The 16844-nt window shown below is 43.1% G+C and carries 15 protein-coding genes; 3 read left to right on the plus strand and 12 right to left on the minus strand.

Features of this window, described 5'->3' with window-relative positions:
- Positions 1–334: 334 nt before the first annotated feature.
- The 3 genes from ACYZZR_RS01800 to ACYZZR_RS01810 are packed head-to-tail and all read right to left on the minus strand — an operon-like array spanning position 335 to position 3824.
- A complete protein-coding gene (locus ACYZZR_RS01800) occupies positions 335–1498 on the minus strand; it encodes a sigma-54-dependent transcriptional regulator (RefSeq protein WP_461532277.1) in 1164 nt (387 codons plus the stop codon).
- Between the two features lie 56 nt (positions 1499–1554).
- Positions 1555–2895 carry an ABC transporter permease gene (locus tag ACYZZR_RS01805; protein ID WP_461532278.1) on the minus strand — a complete coding sequence of 447 codons (1341 nt, stop codon included), beginning with the start codon at positions 2893–2895 and terminating at the stop codon, positions 1555–1557.
- A complete protein-coding gene (locus tag ACYZZR_RS01810; RefSeq protein WP_461532279.1) occupies positions 2892–3824 on the minus strand; it encodes an ABC transporter ATP-binding protein in 933 nt (310 codons plus the stop codon). The genes ACYZZR_RS01805 and ACYZZR_RS01810 overlap by 4 nt, the downstream gene beginning before the upstream one ends.
- A gap of 325 nt (positions 3825–4149) precedes the next feature.
- On the opposite strand from ACYZZR_RS01810, the gene typA reads away from it, so the two are divergent.
- Positions 4150–5949, plus strand: coding sequence for a translational GTPase TypA (gene typA / locus ACYZZR_RS01815; protein ID WP_461532280.1), 1800 nt, complete (start codon positions 4150–4152; stop codon positions 5947–5949).
- A gap of 50 nt (positions 5950–5999) precedes the next feature.
- Here the strand turns inward: typA and ACYZZR_RS01820 are convergent, their stop codons facing one another.
- The 9 genes from ACYZZR_RS01820 to pdxR form a co-directional block, all read right to left on the minus strand.
- On the minus strand, positions 6000–6917 hold the full coding sequence (locus ACYZZR_RS01820) for a TIGR01777 family oxidoreductase (protein ID WP_461532281.1): 918 nt from the start codon (positions 6915–6917) through the stop codon (positions 6000–6002).
- 53 nt (positions 6918–6970) lie between these two features.
- Positions 6971–7387: a type II 3-dehydroquinate dehydratase gene (gene aroQ / locus ACYZZR_RS01825; RefSeq protein ID WP_461532282.1), complete on the minus strand. Its 417-nt coding sequence runs from the start codon at positions 7385–7387 to the stop codon at positions 6971–6973.
- Between the two features lie 182 nt (positions 7388–7569).
- Positions 7570–8772 (minus strand): glutamate-5-semialdehyde dehydrogenase, encoded by a 1203-nt coding sequence (locus ACYZZR_RS01830; protein WP_461532283.1) that lies wholly within the window; start codon positions 8770–8772, stop codon positions 7570–7572.
- 55 nt (positions 8773–8827) lie between these two features.
- A complete protein-coding gene (gene proB, locus ACYZZR_RS01835) occupies positions 8828–9598 on the minus strand; it encodes a glutamate 5-kinase (protein ID WP_461532284.1) in 771 nt (256 codons plus the stop codon).
- Positions 9591–10412 (minus strand): pyrroline-5-carboxylate reductase, encoded by an 822-nt coding sequence (proC, locus tag ACYZZR_RS01840; RefSeq protein WP_461532285.1) that lies wholly within the window; start codon positions 10410–10412, stop codon positions 9591–9593. The genes proB and proC overlap by 8 nt, the downstream gene beginning before the upstream one ends.
- A 530-nt stretch (positions 10413–10942) precedes the next feature.
- The gene (locus ACYZZR_RS01845; protein ID WP_461532286.1) at positions 10943–11203 is read right to left on the minus strand and encodes an outer membrane beta-barrel protein; all 261 of its coding nucleotides are present in this window, start codon (positions 11201–11203) and stop codon (positions 10943–10945) included.
- Positions 11204–11607: 404 nt separating this feature from the next.
- Positions 11608–13131 (minus strand): hypothetical protein, encoded by a 1524-nt coding sequence (locus ACYZZR_RS01850; RefSeq protein ID WP_461532287.1) that lies wholly within the window; start codon positions 13129–13131, stop codon positions 11608–11610.
- 145 nt (positions 13132–13276) lie between these two features.
- Complete coding sequence (locus ACYZZR_RS01855; RefSeq protein ID WP_461532288.1) at positions 13277–13777, minus strand: porin family protein; 501 nt, start codon at positions 13775–13777, stop codon at positions 13277–13279.
- Positions 13778–14009: 232 nt separating this feature from the next.
- Positions 14010–15473, minus strand: a complete 1464-nt coding sequence (gene pdxR / locus ACYZZR_RS01860; RefSeq protein WP_461532289.1) for a MocR-like pyridoxine biosynthesis transcription factor PdxR — start codon at positions 15471–15473, stop codon at positions 14010–14012.
- Positions 15474–15553: 80 nt separating this feature from the next.
- On the opposite strand from pdxR, the gene ACYZZR_RS01865 reads away from it, so the two are divergent.
- Positions 15554–15994: a DoxX family protein gene (locus ACYZZR_RS01865; protein ID WP_461532290.1), complete on the plus strand. Its 441-nt coding sequence runs from the start codon at positions 15554–15556 to the stop codon at positions 15992–15994.
- Between the two features lie 170 nt (positions 15995–16164).
- The gene (locus ACYZZR_RS01870; RefSeq protein ID WP_461532291.1) at positions 16165–16737 is read left to right on the plus strand and encodes a uracil-DNA glycosylase family protein; all 573 of its coding nucleotides are present in this window, start codon (positions 16165–16167) and stop codon (positions 16735–16737) included.
- Positions 16738–16844 lie beyond the last annotated feature (107 nt).

A 16844-nucleotide genomic window follows, 5' to 3' on the forward strand; every position in this document is an offset into this window, starting at 1 on the left:
CATCAACAAAATCTTTCCTTCATTTTGTCTTGACACAAAACGAAGCAAAAAGTCAAGAAGCCTTTAAGGAAATTTCCCCGGCCTACCGGGAAACCAGCTGAATTCCCGCTTCATGCTCTTTTCGCTACCGCGAACGCAATTTCGCGGGAATTCAGCTTATTTCTGAAAAGGCTTCGAACTTAGGAAATATCGAACTGTGATTCGTGCAAAGCAAAAAAACAAAAATGCAGAAACACGAAAAAACATAAACAACTAGTCAACTACCTCCATGTCTCCGCATCACCAAGTCTCCGCATCTCCAAGTCTCCTCATCTCCATGTCTCCAAAACCTTCCTTATTTGCTCGCAAAGAGTTTTACGTCGCTTTCACTCACTTCTTTTCCACCGAGTATCATCAGTCGTTCTACTACATTGCGCAGTTCTCTGATGTTTCCGGTCCAATCGTATTCCTGCAACAACTTTACAGCGGATGCACTAAATTTTTTTGCTCCCATACCCTGTTCTTTGGCCACTTTCTCACTGAAGTGTGCTACCAACTGTGGTATATCTTCTCGGCGATCGTTTAGTGCGGGAACGTGAATGAGTATTACTGCGAGTCGGTGGTAGAGGTCTTCTCTAAATTTTCCCTTTTCTATCTCCTCTTTCAGGTTTTTATTGGTCGCTGCAATTACGCGTACATCTACTTTAATATCTTTATCGCTCCCCACTCGTGAGATCTTGTTTTCCTGTAGTGCGCGCAACACCTTAGCTTGGGCAGAGAGGCTCATATCGCCAATTTCGTCTAAGAAAATAGTTCCTTTATCTGCGGCCTCAAACTTCCCAGCGCGATCTTTTACTGCCGAGGTAAACGCTCCTTTTACATGACCAAAGAGTTCGCTTTCTATGAGTTCTGAAGGAATCGCGGCGCAATTGACTTCTACCAAAGGAGCCTTGTTCCTATCGCTTTTTTCGTGCAACCAATGGGCTACCAATTCTTTTCCCGTACCGTTGGAACCGGTAATCAACACTCGGGCATCGGTAGGGGCTACCTTGTCGATCATCTCCTTAATCTGTGTTATAGCCTCACTATCCCCTATCATTTCGTAATTCTTGCCAACTTTCTTTTTAAGGCGTTTATTTTCTCGCACCAGCTCTTTCTTATCCAGGGCATTTCGCACCGTATTGAGCAAGCGGTTGAGATCGGGCGGTTTTGAAATATAGTCGTATGCCCCGAGCCTCATCGTGTGCACTGCGGTGTCTAGATCGCCGTGTCCGGAAATCATCACAAATGGGATATCCGGTTTTTCCTTAGCGGCAGCTTCCAGCACTTCTACCCCATCCATCTTTGGCATTTTTATGTCGCAAAGTACCAGATCGTAATCGTTATTGCGAATTTTATCCATTGCGGACGAGCCGTCTTCTGCTTCATCTACTTGGTAGTCCTTGCTCTCTTCGGCCAATATTTTGACCAGTACTCTTCTAATGGCAACTTCATCTTCTACAACTAAAATTGAGGGCATGATATCTCTTGTTTACAATTAAATTTATCTGTGGTTAGCACTTCGCTATCAAGTATCTAATTATACTTAAGCCATCGGTACAACTCTTTATAACTCGGTTTTTTGCCGTACATGAGTATACCTACCCGGTATATTCGCGCTGCGATCCAAACGATAAACAGGAAGGTAGTCACTAGTAAGACCACCGAGGTGATAAACTGCCACAGCGGCACCCCTCCTTCACCTATACCTCCCGGAAGCCTCATCAGCATCACTATGGGCGAGGTGAGAGGAAAGAGCGAAAAGCCCACGGCTATCGGGCCGTGTGGGTTGTTAAAAACCGAAAAGAAGCCTACGTATACGGCTAGCATCAGGGGCATGATAACGGGAAACATAAATTGCTGTGTATCGGTTTCATTATCTACTGCTGCTCCTATAGCTGCATAAATAGAGCTGTATATCAAATAGCCTAATATAAAGTATATAACAAAAGAAAACAACAGCCACCCCCAGGAGATTTTCATCAGCTCTACTATATAAGGCGTGAGGTTTTCTCCTACGCCTTCCGACATTCCGTTCACGGCTTGGGTGGCCTCGGGCGACATGGCTTGCGATCCTAACTGATCGGCACTGATACCCAATACTCCGGCCAGAATTACTCCCAACACTCCGGCCAACACAATCCAAATGAGAAACTGTGTAATTCCCGCCAAAGAGGTACCTATAATTTTACCCAACATCAATTGAAAGGGTTTTACCGATGAGATAATAACTTCTATAATACGGCTGGTCTTTTCTTCGATAACACTTCGCATTACAAAGGCTCCGTAAATAATGATAAACATCATAATGAGATAACCGAAGCCTCCGCCAATAACGGCTTTCATCTCATTGATACCTCGTAATTTCTTTTCCCCGGTAAAATTTTCCACATTGATCTGATAGCCTCTTTCAAGGTCTTTCATCACCTGATCTGACACCCCAAAATCGCGCAGTTTTGCCGCTCTGATATTGCGCTGTATGACATTTTCCATACCCGACAACACTCCCATTCCGGGCGATTCTCGACAGAAAAACTCAATATTTTTGGCCACCTGTTCTATATCCGATTTTTGAGGAATATACAACAAGCCGTAATAGTTCTTGTGCTGGGCCGAATCTTTGGCCGCTTCTAGCGGCATCCCTTCAAAAGACACATAAGAGAGGGTCGAAGTATTTTGAAAACTTCCTTCAAAAAACTGTCCTTCATCGAGTACGGCTATCACTTTGGCTTCGTCGTTGTTGGCACTGGTGAGAAAAAACACCAAAGCGACCATACCTACTACAAGAAGAGGGCTCAGTATAGTCATCACAATAAAAGACCGGTTGCGCACCTTTGCGATGTATTCTCTTTTTATAATCAGTGGCAGCTTGTTCATAAATCACTGTCTTTTACGGTTTGAATAAAAATGTCGTTTACTGTAGGGATTACTTCTACAAAATGAGTTACATTACCCCGATTGACAAGATAGGCCAACAAATCGTTGGGGGTCCCGTTTTCATCTAGATGTATTTTTAGTTTGAGTTCATCGGAAAGGGACTTAAAGCTGGCGTCGGATACTTGAAATTTCTGTTCAATCTCAGATCGGATTACTACTTGATCGGAAACGTCGAGCCCCACTTCAAAAGTATTACTCCTATACTGTTTTTTAATATCTACAAGCTTGCCTTCGAGTAGTTTTTTCGACTTGTTGATCAGGGCTATATCATCGCAAAGCTCTTCTACCGACTCCATACGGTGGGTAGAGAAAATTACCGTTGCTCCCTGATCTCTCAAGTGGAGAATCTCGTCTTTTATAAGATTGGCATTGATAGGGTCGAAACCGCTAAAAGGTTCGTCGAAAATCAGTAAGGAAGGTCGGTGAAGCACGGTGACCACAAATTGTATTTTTTGAGCCATCCCTTTGGAGAGTTCCTGTATTTTTTTATTCCACCAATCTCCTATCTCCAACCTATCAAACCAATACTTGAGTCTTTCTTTTGCCTCTGCAGACGACAAGCCTTTTAAGCGAGCGAGGTAGAGTGCCTGCTCTCCTACCTTCATGCTTTTGTACAGTCCGCGTTCTTCGGGTAGATAACCGATATTGGCTATATGTTCCGGGTTTAACGGTGTGCCATCGAAGAGCACTGCGCCCTGATCGGGATAAGTAATTTGGTTAACAATACGGATCAGACTGGTTTTTCCCGCCCCATTGGGTCCCAACAATCCAAAAATACTGCCTTTCGGAACTTGTAGTGACACCTTGTCCAAAGCAGTATACGATCCGTACTTTTTGGAAACCTCGTTCACTTCCAGCAAGTTATTCATAAGTTATAATCAGTTTTCATCCGACAAAATCACAGGCAACTAACAGGCATCCCAACAATATGGATTGCTATTCAGCTCCTGTATTAGCAATCTTCAAAGATATTGAAATCGCTATTAACGCCGGGAAAATTGAGGTATTTATTTATACATCGACTCCTAATTAGTGCGACAAAAACAGCCATTACGCACAAAAAAACAGACATCATTCCCTTAAAAAACAATAATTTAATACCGAAAAAAAGATGAATATAGTGTATATTTGCGCCCTTGTTTTTCCCTGAAGGAAAAAGCAGGGTAGTACGAACAGAAAAATCGAGTCAAAAGAATGACAGATATCAGAAACATTGCCATTATTGCCCACGTAGACCACGGAAAAACAACGATGGTAGACAAGATCATGTATCACTGCCAATTGTTCCGCGAGAACGAAAATACGGGAGACCTTATCCTCGACAACAACGACATTGAACGCGAGCGGGGGATTACCATCACGTCGAAGAATGTGGCGGTAAACTACAAAGGTACCAAGATCAATATTATAGACACTCCCGGACACGCCGATTTTGGAGGAGAGGTAGAACGGGTTCTGAATATGGCCGACGGGGTATTGTTGCTGGTCGACGCTTTTGAAGGCCCCATGCCACAAACTCGTTTTGTATTGCAGAAGGCTATCGATCTCGGACTTAAACCCTGTGTAGTAATCAACAAAGTAGACAAGGAAAACTGTACTCCCGAAGAGGTTCACGAAAAGGTATTCGACCTTATGTTTGAACTCGGTGCAGAAGAGTGGCAGTTGGACTTCCCCACCGTATACGGCTCTGCCAAGAACAACTGGATGTCTGAAGACTGGAAAAAGCAAACTGAAAATATCGAGCCCTTACTCGATATGGTACTGGAACATATTCCGGCTCCTAAAGTTTCTGAAGGAACGCCTCAAATGCTCATCACCTCATTAGACTTCTCCAGCTTTACCGGGCGTATTGCTATAGGAAGACTACAGCGAGGTACACTTACCGAAGGGATGTCTGTATCGTTGGTAAAACGCGACGGCAGCATACTGAAATCACGCATCAAGGAACTGCACACCTTTGAAGGACTGGGCAGAAAAAAGATAAGCGAAGTAAAAGCCGGGGATATATGTGCTGTAGTAGGACTAGACGGTTTTGAGATCGGAGATACCATTGCCGATGCAGAAAACCCGGAAGCACTTAAATCGATCGCCATAGACGAGCCTACTATGAGTATGCTCTTCACTATAAACGACTCACCTTTTTTTGGTAAGGAAGGTAAATTTGTAACTTCTCGTCACATCAAGGAAAGATTGGAAAAAGAGCTGGAAAAAAACTTGGCTCTTCGTGTGGAAGAAACCGATAGCGCTGATAAATTTATGGTTTTCGGACGCGGTGTACTTCACCTTTCCGTACTTATAGAAACCATGAGACGCGAAGGTTATGAGCTGCAAATCGGTCAGCCACAAGTAATCATCAAGGAGATAGACGGTGTAAAATGCGAACCCGTTGAAGAGCTCACCATAGACCTCCCGGAAAACTTATCCGGAAAGGCTGTAGAATTTGTGAGCCTTCGCAAAGGAGATATGCTGAGCATGGAACCTCGCGGGGATCGTATGATCTGCGTATTCCACATCCCATCGAGAGGGATTATCGGACTCCGAAACCAGTTGCTCACCGCTACTGCAGGAGAGGCTATTATGTCGCACCGCTTCTTGGAATACCAACCCTACAAAGGGGAGATTCCAGGAAGAAGCAACGGTTCGCTGATCTCTATGGAAAACGGAAAAGCGATTCCTTACTCTATTGACAAACTACAAGAGAGAGGTAAGTTTTTTGTAGACCCGAACGAAGATATATACGAAGGTCAGGTAATCGGTGAAAACTCGAGAGGTGACGATATGACTGTCAATGTCACCAAGACCAAAAAATTGTCTAACGTGCGCTCTTCAGGAGCCGATGAGAAGGCCAAGATAGTTCCGGCTATCAAGTTCTCTCTCGAAGAGGCTTTGGAGTACATACAAAAAGACGAATACGTCGAAGTAACTCCGATAAGTCTTCGACTTCGGAAAATATTTCTCACTGAAAACGACCGGAAACGCAATAAGATTGCATAATAATAGTATAAAAAAAAGCTACTTCAAAAGGGTAGCTTTTTTTATACCTTTTATTTTTCTTCATCACACAACGCATCTAGCGCCTGGTCGAGGGTAGTGTACTGAAAAGAAAAGCCCATATCGGTTACTTTACGAGAGCTCACTCTCTGACTGCTCAACAGCAGATATGCCATTTTGCCCAACGACCAGTAGAGCAGAAAAGAGGGCAGCTTAGGCATCAGTAAGGGCTTTTTCAATTTTGCAGCTATTTTTTTGGTCAGCACCGTATTGGTCACCGGCTCTGGTGCTACTCCGTTGAACACTCCGGGAAGATTGCGATTTACGACAAAGAGAAAAAGCTGAGCCAAATCGGAAATGTGTATCCACGACTGCCACTGTGTACCACGGCCAAGTGGGGCTCCTAACCAGTATTTTATAGGGCGGCTCATACGAGGCAGTGCTCCTCCTCTACTTGAAAGCACCAATCCTATTCGTATTTTTGCCACCTTAATACCGAGTCTCTCTATCGAATCGGCAGCGGCTTCCCATTGTTGTACTACTCTTCCGGGCAAGCTGGGATCTGTATTTTTTTCGGTCTCCTCATAATAATGCCCCAAAGAATCCGGATAGACACCTATAGCCGAAGCTGTCAGCAGTATGCGCACCTTGTGTTTCTCTTCGTAGGCCAATGCACGGTGTAGCAACTGCAATGCTTTCACTCTGCTGTCTACAATCTCTTTTTTTGCGGTGGATGTCCACCGCTGTGCTATTGGTTCTCCTGCAAGATTGACAATAGCCTCTACTCCTTCAAAACACTCTCGGTCTATTTCTCCCGATTTCGGATTCCAGTAAAATCCTTTGACGGATTCAGTTTCTTTTATTTTAGAACGGTTTGTGGTGAGATAATGCACTTCTACACCCTGTGTTTTACAAAGGGCAATAATTTCACTCCCTACCAATCCTGTAGCTCCTGTAATTAAAATACGCATACTTCATTATGTTATATTGGGAAGCCATTTACATTCAACTCTGGCTACGACTCTTAATCTACAAAGCTGTGAATAGCCAGTGCATATCCCTGCATTCCAAAGCCTAGAATCACTCCCCTTGCATGAGCAGACAGATACGACTGATGCCGGAAAGCTTCTCTTCCGAAAGTATTGGATATATGCACCTCTATCACTGGAGTAGTAATCCCTTTTACAGCATCGCCAATTCCCACTGAAGTGTGTGTATAAGCTCCTGCATTAAGGATAATACCGTCGTAAGAGAAGCCGGTTTCGTGGAGTTTATCGATAATTTCGCCCTCGATATTGGACTGATAGTAATCTAAGTGGACATCTGGAAAACGTCTTTGCAATTGCCCTAAATACTCTTCAAAAGTTTCAGACCCGTATATTTCCGGTTCGCGTTTTCCGAGAAGATTCAAATTGGGGCCGTTGATAATAATAAGTTTCATTTGTAGTTGTTAGTTCGTAGTTGTTAGTTTGTGGTTTATAGTTCTTCTAACACCTCAATACTAACATTTTTTGTAAAAATATCCAATTTCAACTGTATAAAAAAGGAAAAACACACAAATACAAAACCCCGGTAGCACCTGTGGGCTGTCCGGGGTTTTGCCGTTATTTATAAGGCGTGTTATCAGGCTCTTACCTGTCCGTTACCGTATACGTAATACTTGTTGGTGACTAACTGCTCTAGTCCAAGGGGACCGCGGTGGTGGAGTTTGTCTGTACTTATCGCAAGTTCAGCTCCTACTCCCATCTGTCCGCCATCGGTAAACCTTGTCGAGGCATTCTGATATACGGCAGCGCTATCTACCTGTTCCATAAAACTTCGCGCAGTATCGCTATCTCTGGTAATCACGGAGGCCGAATGCCCACCGGAATAGGTATTGATTCTCTCAATAGCATCGTCTATCCCATCTGTAGCGGCGATAACGGCTTTTAATGCCAGGAATTCTTCATACCAAACCGATTCATCTTCAATAAGTTCGGCTTCGGGAAGTAGCGATTGAAGCTCTCTATCTGTAAGTAGCTCTACTTTGTGCTCTCTGAGTACTGATGCGAGTTGTTTTACTTTATCTTCAAAGCCGGGCAGCTGTCGGTCGACCAATATTTTGTCGAGCGCATTACAGGCCGATATCTTATCGGTTTTGGCATTTACAATGACATCGAGGGCGCAATCCCAGTCTCCTTCCTTGTGTACGTACAAAAAGTTATTTCCTCTTCCGCTAATCAGCACTGCACATTCGGCATTGTCTTTTACAAAGCGTATCAATCGTTCTCCTCCACGAGGCACTACCAGATCTAGCTTTTCGGTTGGATGTTTAAGGAATTCCTGTGTTTCCTCGCGGTTCATCTGCAGCAACTTTATCCAGTTTTCGGGTTCTAGGCCGTTTTCCTCCAAGGCTTTATGCCAGCACTTTTCCAATTTTTCATTGCTAAACCGGGCTTCTTTTCCACCTTTGAGCAGTATTTTATTGTTGGCCTTAAACGCCAGCACTGCTGCTTCTATGGTGACATCTGGGCGCGACTCATAGATAATCATAATGGTTCCGAAGGGAGCGGTCCGGTTTTCTATACGCAATCCGTTGTCGAGTTCGCGTGACGATTTCAGCTTGCCTACCGGATCTTGTTGCTCTCGCACCTCTCTTACGGCTTGTATCATGCCGTCTATCTTTGACTTATTGACTACTAGGCGATCGTACATGGCCTTGTCGTCACTGTTAAAGGCATCGAGGTCATTCTTATTGGCTTCAATTATAGTATTCCGCTCCTCGTCGAGTATGCGTTCCATAGATTGAAGCACTTTATTTTTAATATCTTCTGATAAAAGTTTCATTGTAGTTTTATTAGTTTTTTAGTTCGTAGTTCGTAGTGCTTTGAAAAGCACCCGCTTATTCTACGATTCGGGTTCCCACATTTTTCCCTGCCACGATATCGAGTATTACTCTATCTTTTTTACCGTTGGCTATATAGGTAGGGATATTTTTGGCTGCTGTACTTTTGGCAATTTTCAGTTTGGAAGCCATGCCTCCCCTTCCGGAGGTTTCCCCTTTATCGGTTTCCTCGATATACTGTTCTACACGCTGATTTACCTTTACTTCCGAAAGGAGTTCAGAATCGTCATTATCCGGATGCCCGGTATAGAAGCCGTCTATATCGGTAAGGATAATCAGCATATCGGCATGGATGAGTTCGGCTATAAGGCTAGCCAACTCATCGTTGTCTGAAAACATAGAATGTGTTACTGAGGTGGCATCGTCTTCATTGGCTACGGGTATCACTCCTTCAGAGAGCAAGCCCTCATAACAATTGATCATGTTCTCGCGGTGTTCTCCTGGTTTAAAATCGCGTTTAGTAGCCAGTACTTGGGCGCAACGCATTCCGTAATCGTGAAACATGGAGTAGTAATACCTCATCAGTCGAGGCTGCCCTATGGCGGAGTACACCTGTCTTCTTATCGATTTGTTTTTAATTTCACTATCTCCCAGTATTTCCCGACCAGCGTTGGCCGACCCAGAACTTACCAAAACTGTCAGTACGTCGTTTTCATACAATTCGGCAATCTGATCAACCAATTTTTTCAGTATAGGTTGTACAATGCGATTGTCTTTATTGATCATTACATTGGTTCCAACCTTTACCACTATTCGTTTCTTAGACATGTTGCTTACCACTCTCCTTTCCGAGCTCAACCGCCCTTTCAAAAGCTGCATAAGCCGCTTCTTTGATTAATTCTTTTACATTGTTCTCCTCCATAGAGTCGAGTGCTGCACGAGTAGTCCCTCCTTTTGAGGCCACTCGGTCCATCCAAGCGTCGGGATCGAGATCTGAACTGTTGAACAGCTCTACCGCTCCTTGAAAAGTTTGGGTCACCATAAGTCGCGCATCCCTTTGGGAAAATCCCATTTTATGAGCAGCTTCCATCATCGACTGCATAAAATAGAAAATGTATGCCGGACCGGAACCAGATATTCCGGTAGATTTGTCAATTTCCGTTTCGTCGGCCACACGTACCGATCTTCCGGTGGTATCTATAAGCCGTTCTACCGTGAGCAGCTCCAATCTGGAAACTTCCTCAGAGGCTGTAAACGAGGTAAACCCTTGACCTACCTTAGCCGGAAGATTGGGCATCGCTCTCACAATCTTTCTGATATCCATTGCTTCTCTCATGGTTTGTATGGTTACTCCTGCCATGATGGAAACAAAAATCTGATCGGGTTTTTTGTAGTTGCGAATCACTTCAAAAAGCGCATCGCTATTGTACGGCTTTACGGCGATAAAAACAATATCGGCCTTAGGAAGGCAGTCTTCTATCCTTTCGTAGACATCAAACGCGCCATTTTCTTTTAGCGCCTGGGTTTTCTCCTGGGCACTGTCCAAAATCATAAGATCCTTTTTTCTCAATAAGTCTGATTGGGCCATGCCCTGGGCGTAGGTTAGCCCCATATTGCCGGCGCCAATTACAAGAACTTTCATTTAATAGGTTTTTAAGATTAATAATTATTTCACCTACTGACACCGCAAGGAACGTGCTGAAATTTCATACAAATTTCCTATACACTAAAAAATAACCAAACAAAAATACCGCAATAACCTGAAAAACAACAACTTAAATACATGTAAGTTATATATATAACAGTATTCACCAACTTTATGAGGCCTGACAGGAATCCGACATATATGCACCCTCCCTGAAAAAACGGCAGGTTTTATGTTGTATAATCAACATACTTTGATTTATACAACACATTGATATGATTTCAACCACCAAAGGAATAGTGTCTTACCTGAAATAGGAGTGTTTTAAATGTATAAGACAAGGATCTGCATTCTCTCGTTCTACCATTTTCGATATGGTTTCAAACTCTGCTTAAAAAAAACTAAATCAATACTTTTTCACGGTATGTTTTGCTACTAATTTGTACGGCTTACAACAAAAAAGACTGCCTTAAAATTTAAAGCAGTCTTTTGAGTAAATAGGTTTATATCTACTTTCTATTTCAAATTTAGAAACGGTATCCGAAACCGATTTGGAAATTGCGAGTTTTTACTGATAGATCGTAACCACCCGTATCATATCCATCTAAATCGGCTATATCGCTTACACCAATAGTATATCTCGCATCAAAGAAGATCCCTCCTGCAAGTTCATAGCCAGCTCCGATATTCAGTCCGAAATTGGTTTTTTTAAAACCTTCAGTACCTCCGTCGGCATCCACCAATATTCCAAATTGAGGTCCCGCATGAACACTGAGTCCTTCTATCACATAATACTTGCAAGAACGGGAATATTCACAAACGATACATGCCCTGCATCAACACCTTCACTGGAATACAAAGCCTCGGGTTGAATGTGAAATATTTCAGAGATTGTGAAATCTGCCAATCCCCTACATAGAATCCTGTTTTTCCGTCGGGTGTAGCACCAATACCATTTGCATCAAACTTGATATTTGAAAAGTTAACCCCTGCTTTAAGACCGAAGGTCACTTCTTGTCATTAGCCATTGATACAGTTCCGAATGCCATTGCGGCTACAAGCAAAAGTTTTTTCACAATTAAAAGTGTTAAAGTTTAGAGTGCTAATATAAACGTTATTTCCATTATTCTCTTTAGAAATGCACCTAGTGGGCAATTTATCACTTTAATCCTTCTAATTGTTGAAACTTGTACTACTGTACTCTTCTCGGCGCTACTCCTATTCTGTACCAGCCAGTTTCGTATTCCCTTGTCTTCCAATTTTCATCCTCTTTACCGAGTAGCACTTTATCGGCAAAATTTACTATAACTTCACCTAGCTGGTCATTCCCCTGGGTAAAGGTTTTCTTTATGCTCTGGGATTCGGTAGTTTCCAGTTTGGCTCCAAACTTCAATCCTATCTTTTTGAGCACATCGCCCTGTATATCAAAATTATTGGCAAATTTCACTGTTCTAGTATCGGTGATGGTGGTGGTAACTTCCAGGTCTACTTCTTCAATTGCTATCTTTATCGAAGAAGCGTACTGATTCAAATCCCATTGAAATAGTGGAAGATTTAACTGAAGTTCTTTAAATCCTATAAACTCGGGACAGTAAAACAGTTTAAAAAATCCACTTGAGCCACATCGACTTTCGTAATTCATCTCGAACAAATCGTCGGGTGCAGCGGAAAAATATGTGATGTATTCGTCGCCTATACCATTCCTTGCATTGATCAAAACGCTGACTTTAAACTCTAAAAAACCATCTGTCCAATCGGGATCGGAGGGATTGTAGCTTATTTTCCTCATCGGGTCGTCATCCTGGTCACTTACTTTACCAAGTGCTCCCTCTCCTCCTTTCATGGCAAAAAAGCTGATGTGTTCCTGATAGTCGTATGAAAACTCTCCTTCGGTAGTATCTGGTGTCATCCCGTAATAAATATAATCTCGATGCCAACCATTAGTACCTTCAAAGACTTCATAGGCTTCTTTTAGTTTTTGATCCGGACTGGAAATCTGCCTCGCAGCCATAGTGCGCTGTTTGTCGTTTTGCCTAAGACTTCCATCGAATACCTCGTCGAGAAAACGATAATTCACTCCACCTCGAAATACAGTAACCCCCATTGATTTAGCGGTCGATGAATACAAACCTTCGCCTGTAATTACCCTTTCGTTTTCCTTAACTACTACAACTGGAAAGGCGGGTATCATTTTAGCTTCTGCCATCTCCTCTTCTCCCGTTCCACTTACGTAATACACTTTCTCACCATCGCTCAAAGCCACGGCAACCCAAGGAATTTGCGTCGAAGTATTCCAGTTATGGGCAGAAAAGGTGTCCATAGGAAGAGAAGGTACAAAGACGGTAAGTCCCGGTACGCCCTCTAAAATCGCGGCAAAAGCTTCCTTATCCTCTCCTCTTTCCTCTGCCAACAGAGCGGCAAATGTACTGCCGTCTGCGAGCTGTTCGTCTTTAACAGCGTGATAAAGCACATCGTAATCGTTGTTGAACATCTGTAGGGCCTCTTCTTTCAAAAAGATCCTCAAGGTCTCGCTCTTGTGCATGGCTCCAGCCAAGGCCTTTGCAAAGCTTATCGCTGTACTGTCGCTGGCATTGACAGTCACAGTCTCCTCCATACCCGCATCATCTGCCGAGACTTCGGCATGCGGAGTTTCCTGCTCACACGACCACAATAGGGTCAGTGATAGACATAAGTAAAAAAAGCAAGTTTTTTTCATAATAAAAGATTTTACGTTACTTATTTGTAAGATTATACGTTTATAAATATACAAATAATAAAGAAAAAACCTACTTTTTAAACACAAAAAAGCGAAAGACCAGCTGTAGTCTTTCGCTTTTGGTATGTTTAATACTTATGTCTTCTTAGAAAAACAGGTATCCCAAAGATATTTGGAACACAGAGTTTTTTCCTGAACCGCCATCAGCTACATCGCTCAAACCGAAGTTGTAGCGCGCTTGTGCAAACAGGCTTCCTATCTTGTATTCTACACCTACGGCACCTCCCATATCAAAAGATTTGATTTCGCTAATATCGTCGTCTTTGGTATTGAAACCGAATTGCGGACCGGCCATAAGGCTGAAATTCTGTACTACATAGTACTTAGCGAGTACGGGAATGTTGAGATAGTCGAGATTGAGATCTTTAAGTCCCTGAGCCGAATACAGTACTTCGGGTTGAATAGAGAACTTACCGAGTCCTACCTCTCCCACCAAACCGAGGTGAAAACCGGTACGCCCGTCGGCATCTACATCACTGATGCTGGCGAAGTTAACCCCACCTTTGGCTCCAAAATGAAGGTTTTGTGCATTTCCAAAAAAAGCAAAACCGATAACAGCTGCAATTGCTAAAAAAGTTGTTTTCATTGTTTAAGGTTTTAATAGTTTCTCGGTGGTAAATATACTCATTAATTTATTTACCGGTATTTTTTAATTTTTAGTTTATAATCTATTTGCTATAGTTGCATCGCTCTTAATCGGCAATAAACTACCATATTCAACTAGTATAAAGAAGGTAGAAGCCCCTAACTCTACTCTTGTTACAACACGGCAATCTCATCGCGACATCAGTCAGCTTTTCGGAGCTTTATTGGGCTATCTATATACAGGATTTCAGGATTTTGACAGCTTGCTCCTGCTCTGCCAGATCTAAACTGGCAAAGCCCATTCTGGCAGCATTGTACTGTTGGTCTACCGAGTCGTAATACGATCCGTCGCTTATTGCCAATCCTTTTTTGCCGGCTTTTTCAGAGAGTTTTTTTAGATTGATATCGTTAAATTTTGTCCATACCGACATTCCTCCGTTGGGAATTGTGAAACTCAGCTTGTCACCCAGCTCGTTTTTCAACAATTCGCAAAAGTGATCTCTTCGCTGCTTGTAAATTTTTAGTGATTTTTTAATGTGTTTTTCTACAACACCATCGCGATAAAGTTGGGCGAGTCCCAATTCCAAAAGCGTATCTCCCTGAAAGTCGAGTAACCTTCGGTAGGAGGTGGCAGCATCGACAAATTTTTCCACACCCGACAGAAAGCCCACCCGAACGGCCGGCGCCAGAGTTTTAGTCAGTGTCCCTATATAAACTACACTTCCATATCTATCTATACTCGCCATTGGCAACATAGGTGTACTGGCATAGTGAAAATCGTAGTCGTAATCGTCTTCTACAATCGCAAAGTTATAATCTTGTGCCAGCTCTAACAATCTGATGCGCCTCTCGGGAGACATGGTTACCGTAGTGGGAAAATGATGATGGGGAACGGTATAGATTAAAGCTGTATTCTCCCTCTTGCAAATGCGCTCTACATCTTCTATATCAAGTCCGTATTTGTCCACACTTACTTCGTGAATATTGAGTTGTAGTTGCTGAAAGAGCTCGCGGACAAAGCGGAATCCTGGTTTACTCATAATAACATGATCACCCGGCTTAGTAATTACACGGGCAGCGATATAAATTCCCATAGTAGCACCTCGTGTCAACAACAAATTATCAGGTCTCACAGGCATCCCCCTGGTGTCATTCAGATAATTGGCCAGCACCTCGCGCAACTGCCCATTTCCTTTTGTATCGCCGTAGAGCAAGTACTTTTTATAGGCAGGTGTTTTAGACAGTCCCCTCATAGATCGGGTCAGCTCATCTACGGGTGCTAAACGCGGATCGGGAAAGCCATCGTCGATCACGAGTCGCCTGCCTGAAGCAAACTTTATATGAGATACTCCAATCAAATTTTTATCGACCTCAAACGGTATGCTGTCGGATACCTTCTGAACGAGATCGGACTCCCCTATGGATTTTGGCATCAGCTCCGGCAATTCATCGCTGACAAAACTGCCCTTTCTCGGTTTTTGCTCTATCCACCCTTGAGCCTGTAGTTCATCGTAAGCTGCTACTACCGTCATACGATTTACAGACAGCCGCTCTGCAAGACTTCTCGACCCCGGTAATTTCAGTCCCCTGCGCAAACGACCACTTCTAATTTGACGAATCACCGCATTGGTAAGTTGCAGGTAAATCGGCACATTAGCCGACCTGTCAATATTCAATATATCCTGAAAGGAAGTCATCTGGATTAGTTATTGAGTAAAAACTGGATTATACAATTCATCCATTAAAAGTATAAATTTGAAGTGAAAACTGTGAACTTATGGGAACAAAATTACCAGTAGCCTCGCTATTGTTGAGACTTGGATTGGCAGCTACAATGCTATCTGCCGTAGCCGACAGGTTTGGTTTATGGGCTGCCAAAATTTCGACTTGGGGAACTTGGAATAACTTTTTGGAGTATACCGCATCGGTTAATTCGTTTGCCCCAGTGGGGCTGATTCCGTTTTTGGCCCAAAGCGCTACGGTGCTGGAAATTGTATTGGGTGTATTGTTGATTGTAGGTTACAAAACCCGATGGGCTGCTTTGGGTACTGCTATACTTACACTGGCCTTTGCCCTAGCCATGAGCCTTTCGTTTGGGATAAAAGCTCCTTTAGACTACAGCGTGTGGGTAGATTGTAGTGCGGCATTTTTACTGGCCTGCATTCCCAACTACAAATGGAGTATAGACGAGCTTTTACAAAAGACTTCCACTCCATAAGTCACAGCTATCGTCTTCAAAAATTTGTTACTTTTACAGAAAGTAGCACTTAGTAGCTGATTGTAAATCGTCTTCTTCTCTCGCGAGCTATATGGCTTTGTGAATATAACGCTACAATCGGAATAAGGGACGAAAACTTTATACGACCAGGGTAAGGAATTTGTATCACAATGGATAAATTACTTTCTGATATCAGGAGTTGTACGGTTTGTAAAGATTTTTTACCCTACCCTCCAAGGCCTATTGTTCAGGCGAGTAGCACTTCACAAATCGTTGTCATAGGTCAGGCTCCTGGTAAGAGGGTACAGGATAGTGGTATTGCTTGGAACGATCCCAGCGGTGACAATCTGAGAGAGTGGCTGGGTGTAGAGAAGGATGTCTTTTACGACGAGAAAATCTTTGCTCTTATCCCTATGGGCTTTTGCTTTCCGGGTAGTGGAAAATCGGGCGACTTGCCGCCAAGACCGGAATGTGCTCCGCTATGGCACCAAAAACTACTGCACTCCATGCCGGATATAAAACTGACTTTGTTAATCGGACTGTACGCTCAGAAGTACTACTTAAGAGAGCGCGCCAAAAAGACGCTGACAGAAACCGTACAAAACTACGAGGAATATCTGCCCGATATCATCCCTTTACCGCATCCGTCACCGCGAAATAACATCTGGCAGAAGAAACACCCTTGGTTTAAAGAAACTCTGATACCCGTATTGCGCGAAAAAGTAAAATCTCTAGATATTTAAACCGCTTTGGAGATTTGAGTCACGGTTAACCCGCCAAAAAGCACCTGAACAGGCGGAAATAGGGCGCGCTAAATGAGTATAAAGGACAGATAAAATTTTTATTTCTT

This window comes from Sinomicrobium sp., from assembly GCA_029266035.1.
In the GTDB taxonomy this organism is placed as follows: Bacteria; Bacteroidota; Bacteroidia; order Flavobacteriales; family Flavobacteriaceae; genus Sinomicrobium.

Coding starts and splice junctions, on each gene's coding strand:
- proC (WP_461532285.1), bottom strand. CDS start 10,412: ATGAAAGTTCTTGTAATTGGCGCCGGCAATATGGGGCTAACCTACGCC.
- ACYZZR_RS01855 (WP_461532288.1), bottom strand. CDS start 13,777: ATGAAAACAACTTTTTTAGCAATTGCAGCTGTTATCGGTTTTGCTTTT.
- ACYZZR_RS01850 (WP_461532287.1), bottom strand. CDS start 13,131: ATGAAAAAAACTTGCTTTTTTTACTTATGTCTATCACTGACCCTATTG.
- proB (WP_461532284.1), bottom strand. CDS start 9,598: ATGTCTAAGAAACGAATAGTGGTAAAGGTTGGAACCAATGTAATGATC.
- ACYZZR_RS01870 (WP_461532291.1), top strand. CDS start 16,165: ATGGATAAATTACTTTCTGATATCAGGAGTTGTACGGTTTGTAAAGAT.
- typA (WP_461532280.1), top strand. CDS start 4,150: ATGACAGATATCAGAAACATTGCCATTATTGCCCACGTAGACCACGGA.
- ACYZZR_RS01805 (WP_461532278.1), bottom strand. CDS start 2,895: ATGAACAAGCTGCCACTGATTATAAAAAGAGAATACATCGCAAAGGTG.
- ACYZZR_RS01865 (WP_461532290.1), top strand. CDS start 15,554: ATGGGAACAAAATTACCAGTAGCCTCGCTATTGTTGAGACTTGGATTG.
- ACYZZR_RS01830 (WP_461532283.1), bottom strand. CDS start 8,772: ATGAAACTTTTATCAGAAGATATTAAAAATAAAGTGCTTCAATCTATG.
- pdxR (WP_461532289.1), bottom strand. CDS start 15,473: ATGACTTCCTTTCAGGATATATTGAATATTGACAGGTCGGCTAATGTG.
- ACYZZR_RS01810 (WP_461532279.1), bottom strand. CDS start 3,824: ATGAATAACTTGCTGGAAGTGAACGAGGTTTCCAAAAAGTACGGATCG.
- ACYZZR_RS01820 (WP_461532281.1), bottom strand. CDS start 6,917: ATGCGTATTTTAATTACAGGAGCTACAGGATTGGTAGGGAGTGAAATT.
- ACYZZR_RS01800 (WP_461532277.1), bottom strand. CDS start 1,498: ATGCCCTCAATTTTAGTTGTAGAAGATGAAGTTGCCATTAGAAGAGTA.
- aroQ (WP_461532282.1), bottom strand. CDS start 7,387: ATGAAACTTATTATTATCAACGGCCCCAATTTGAATCTTCTCGGAAAA.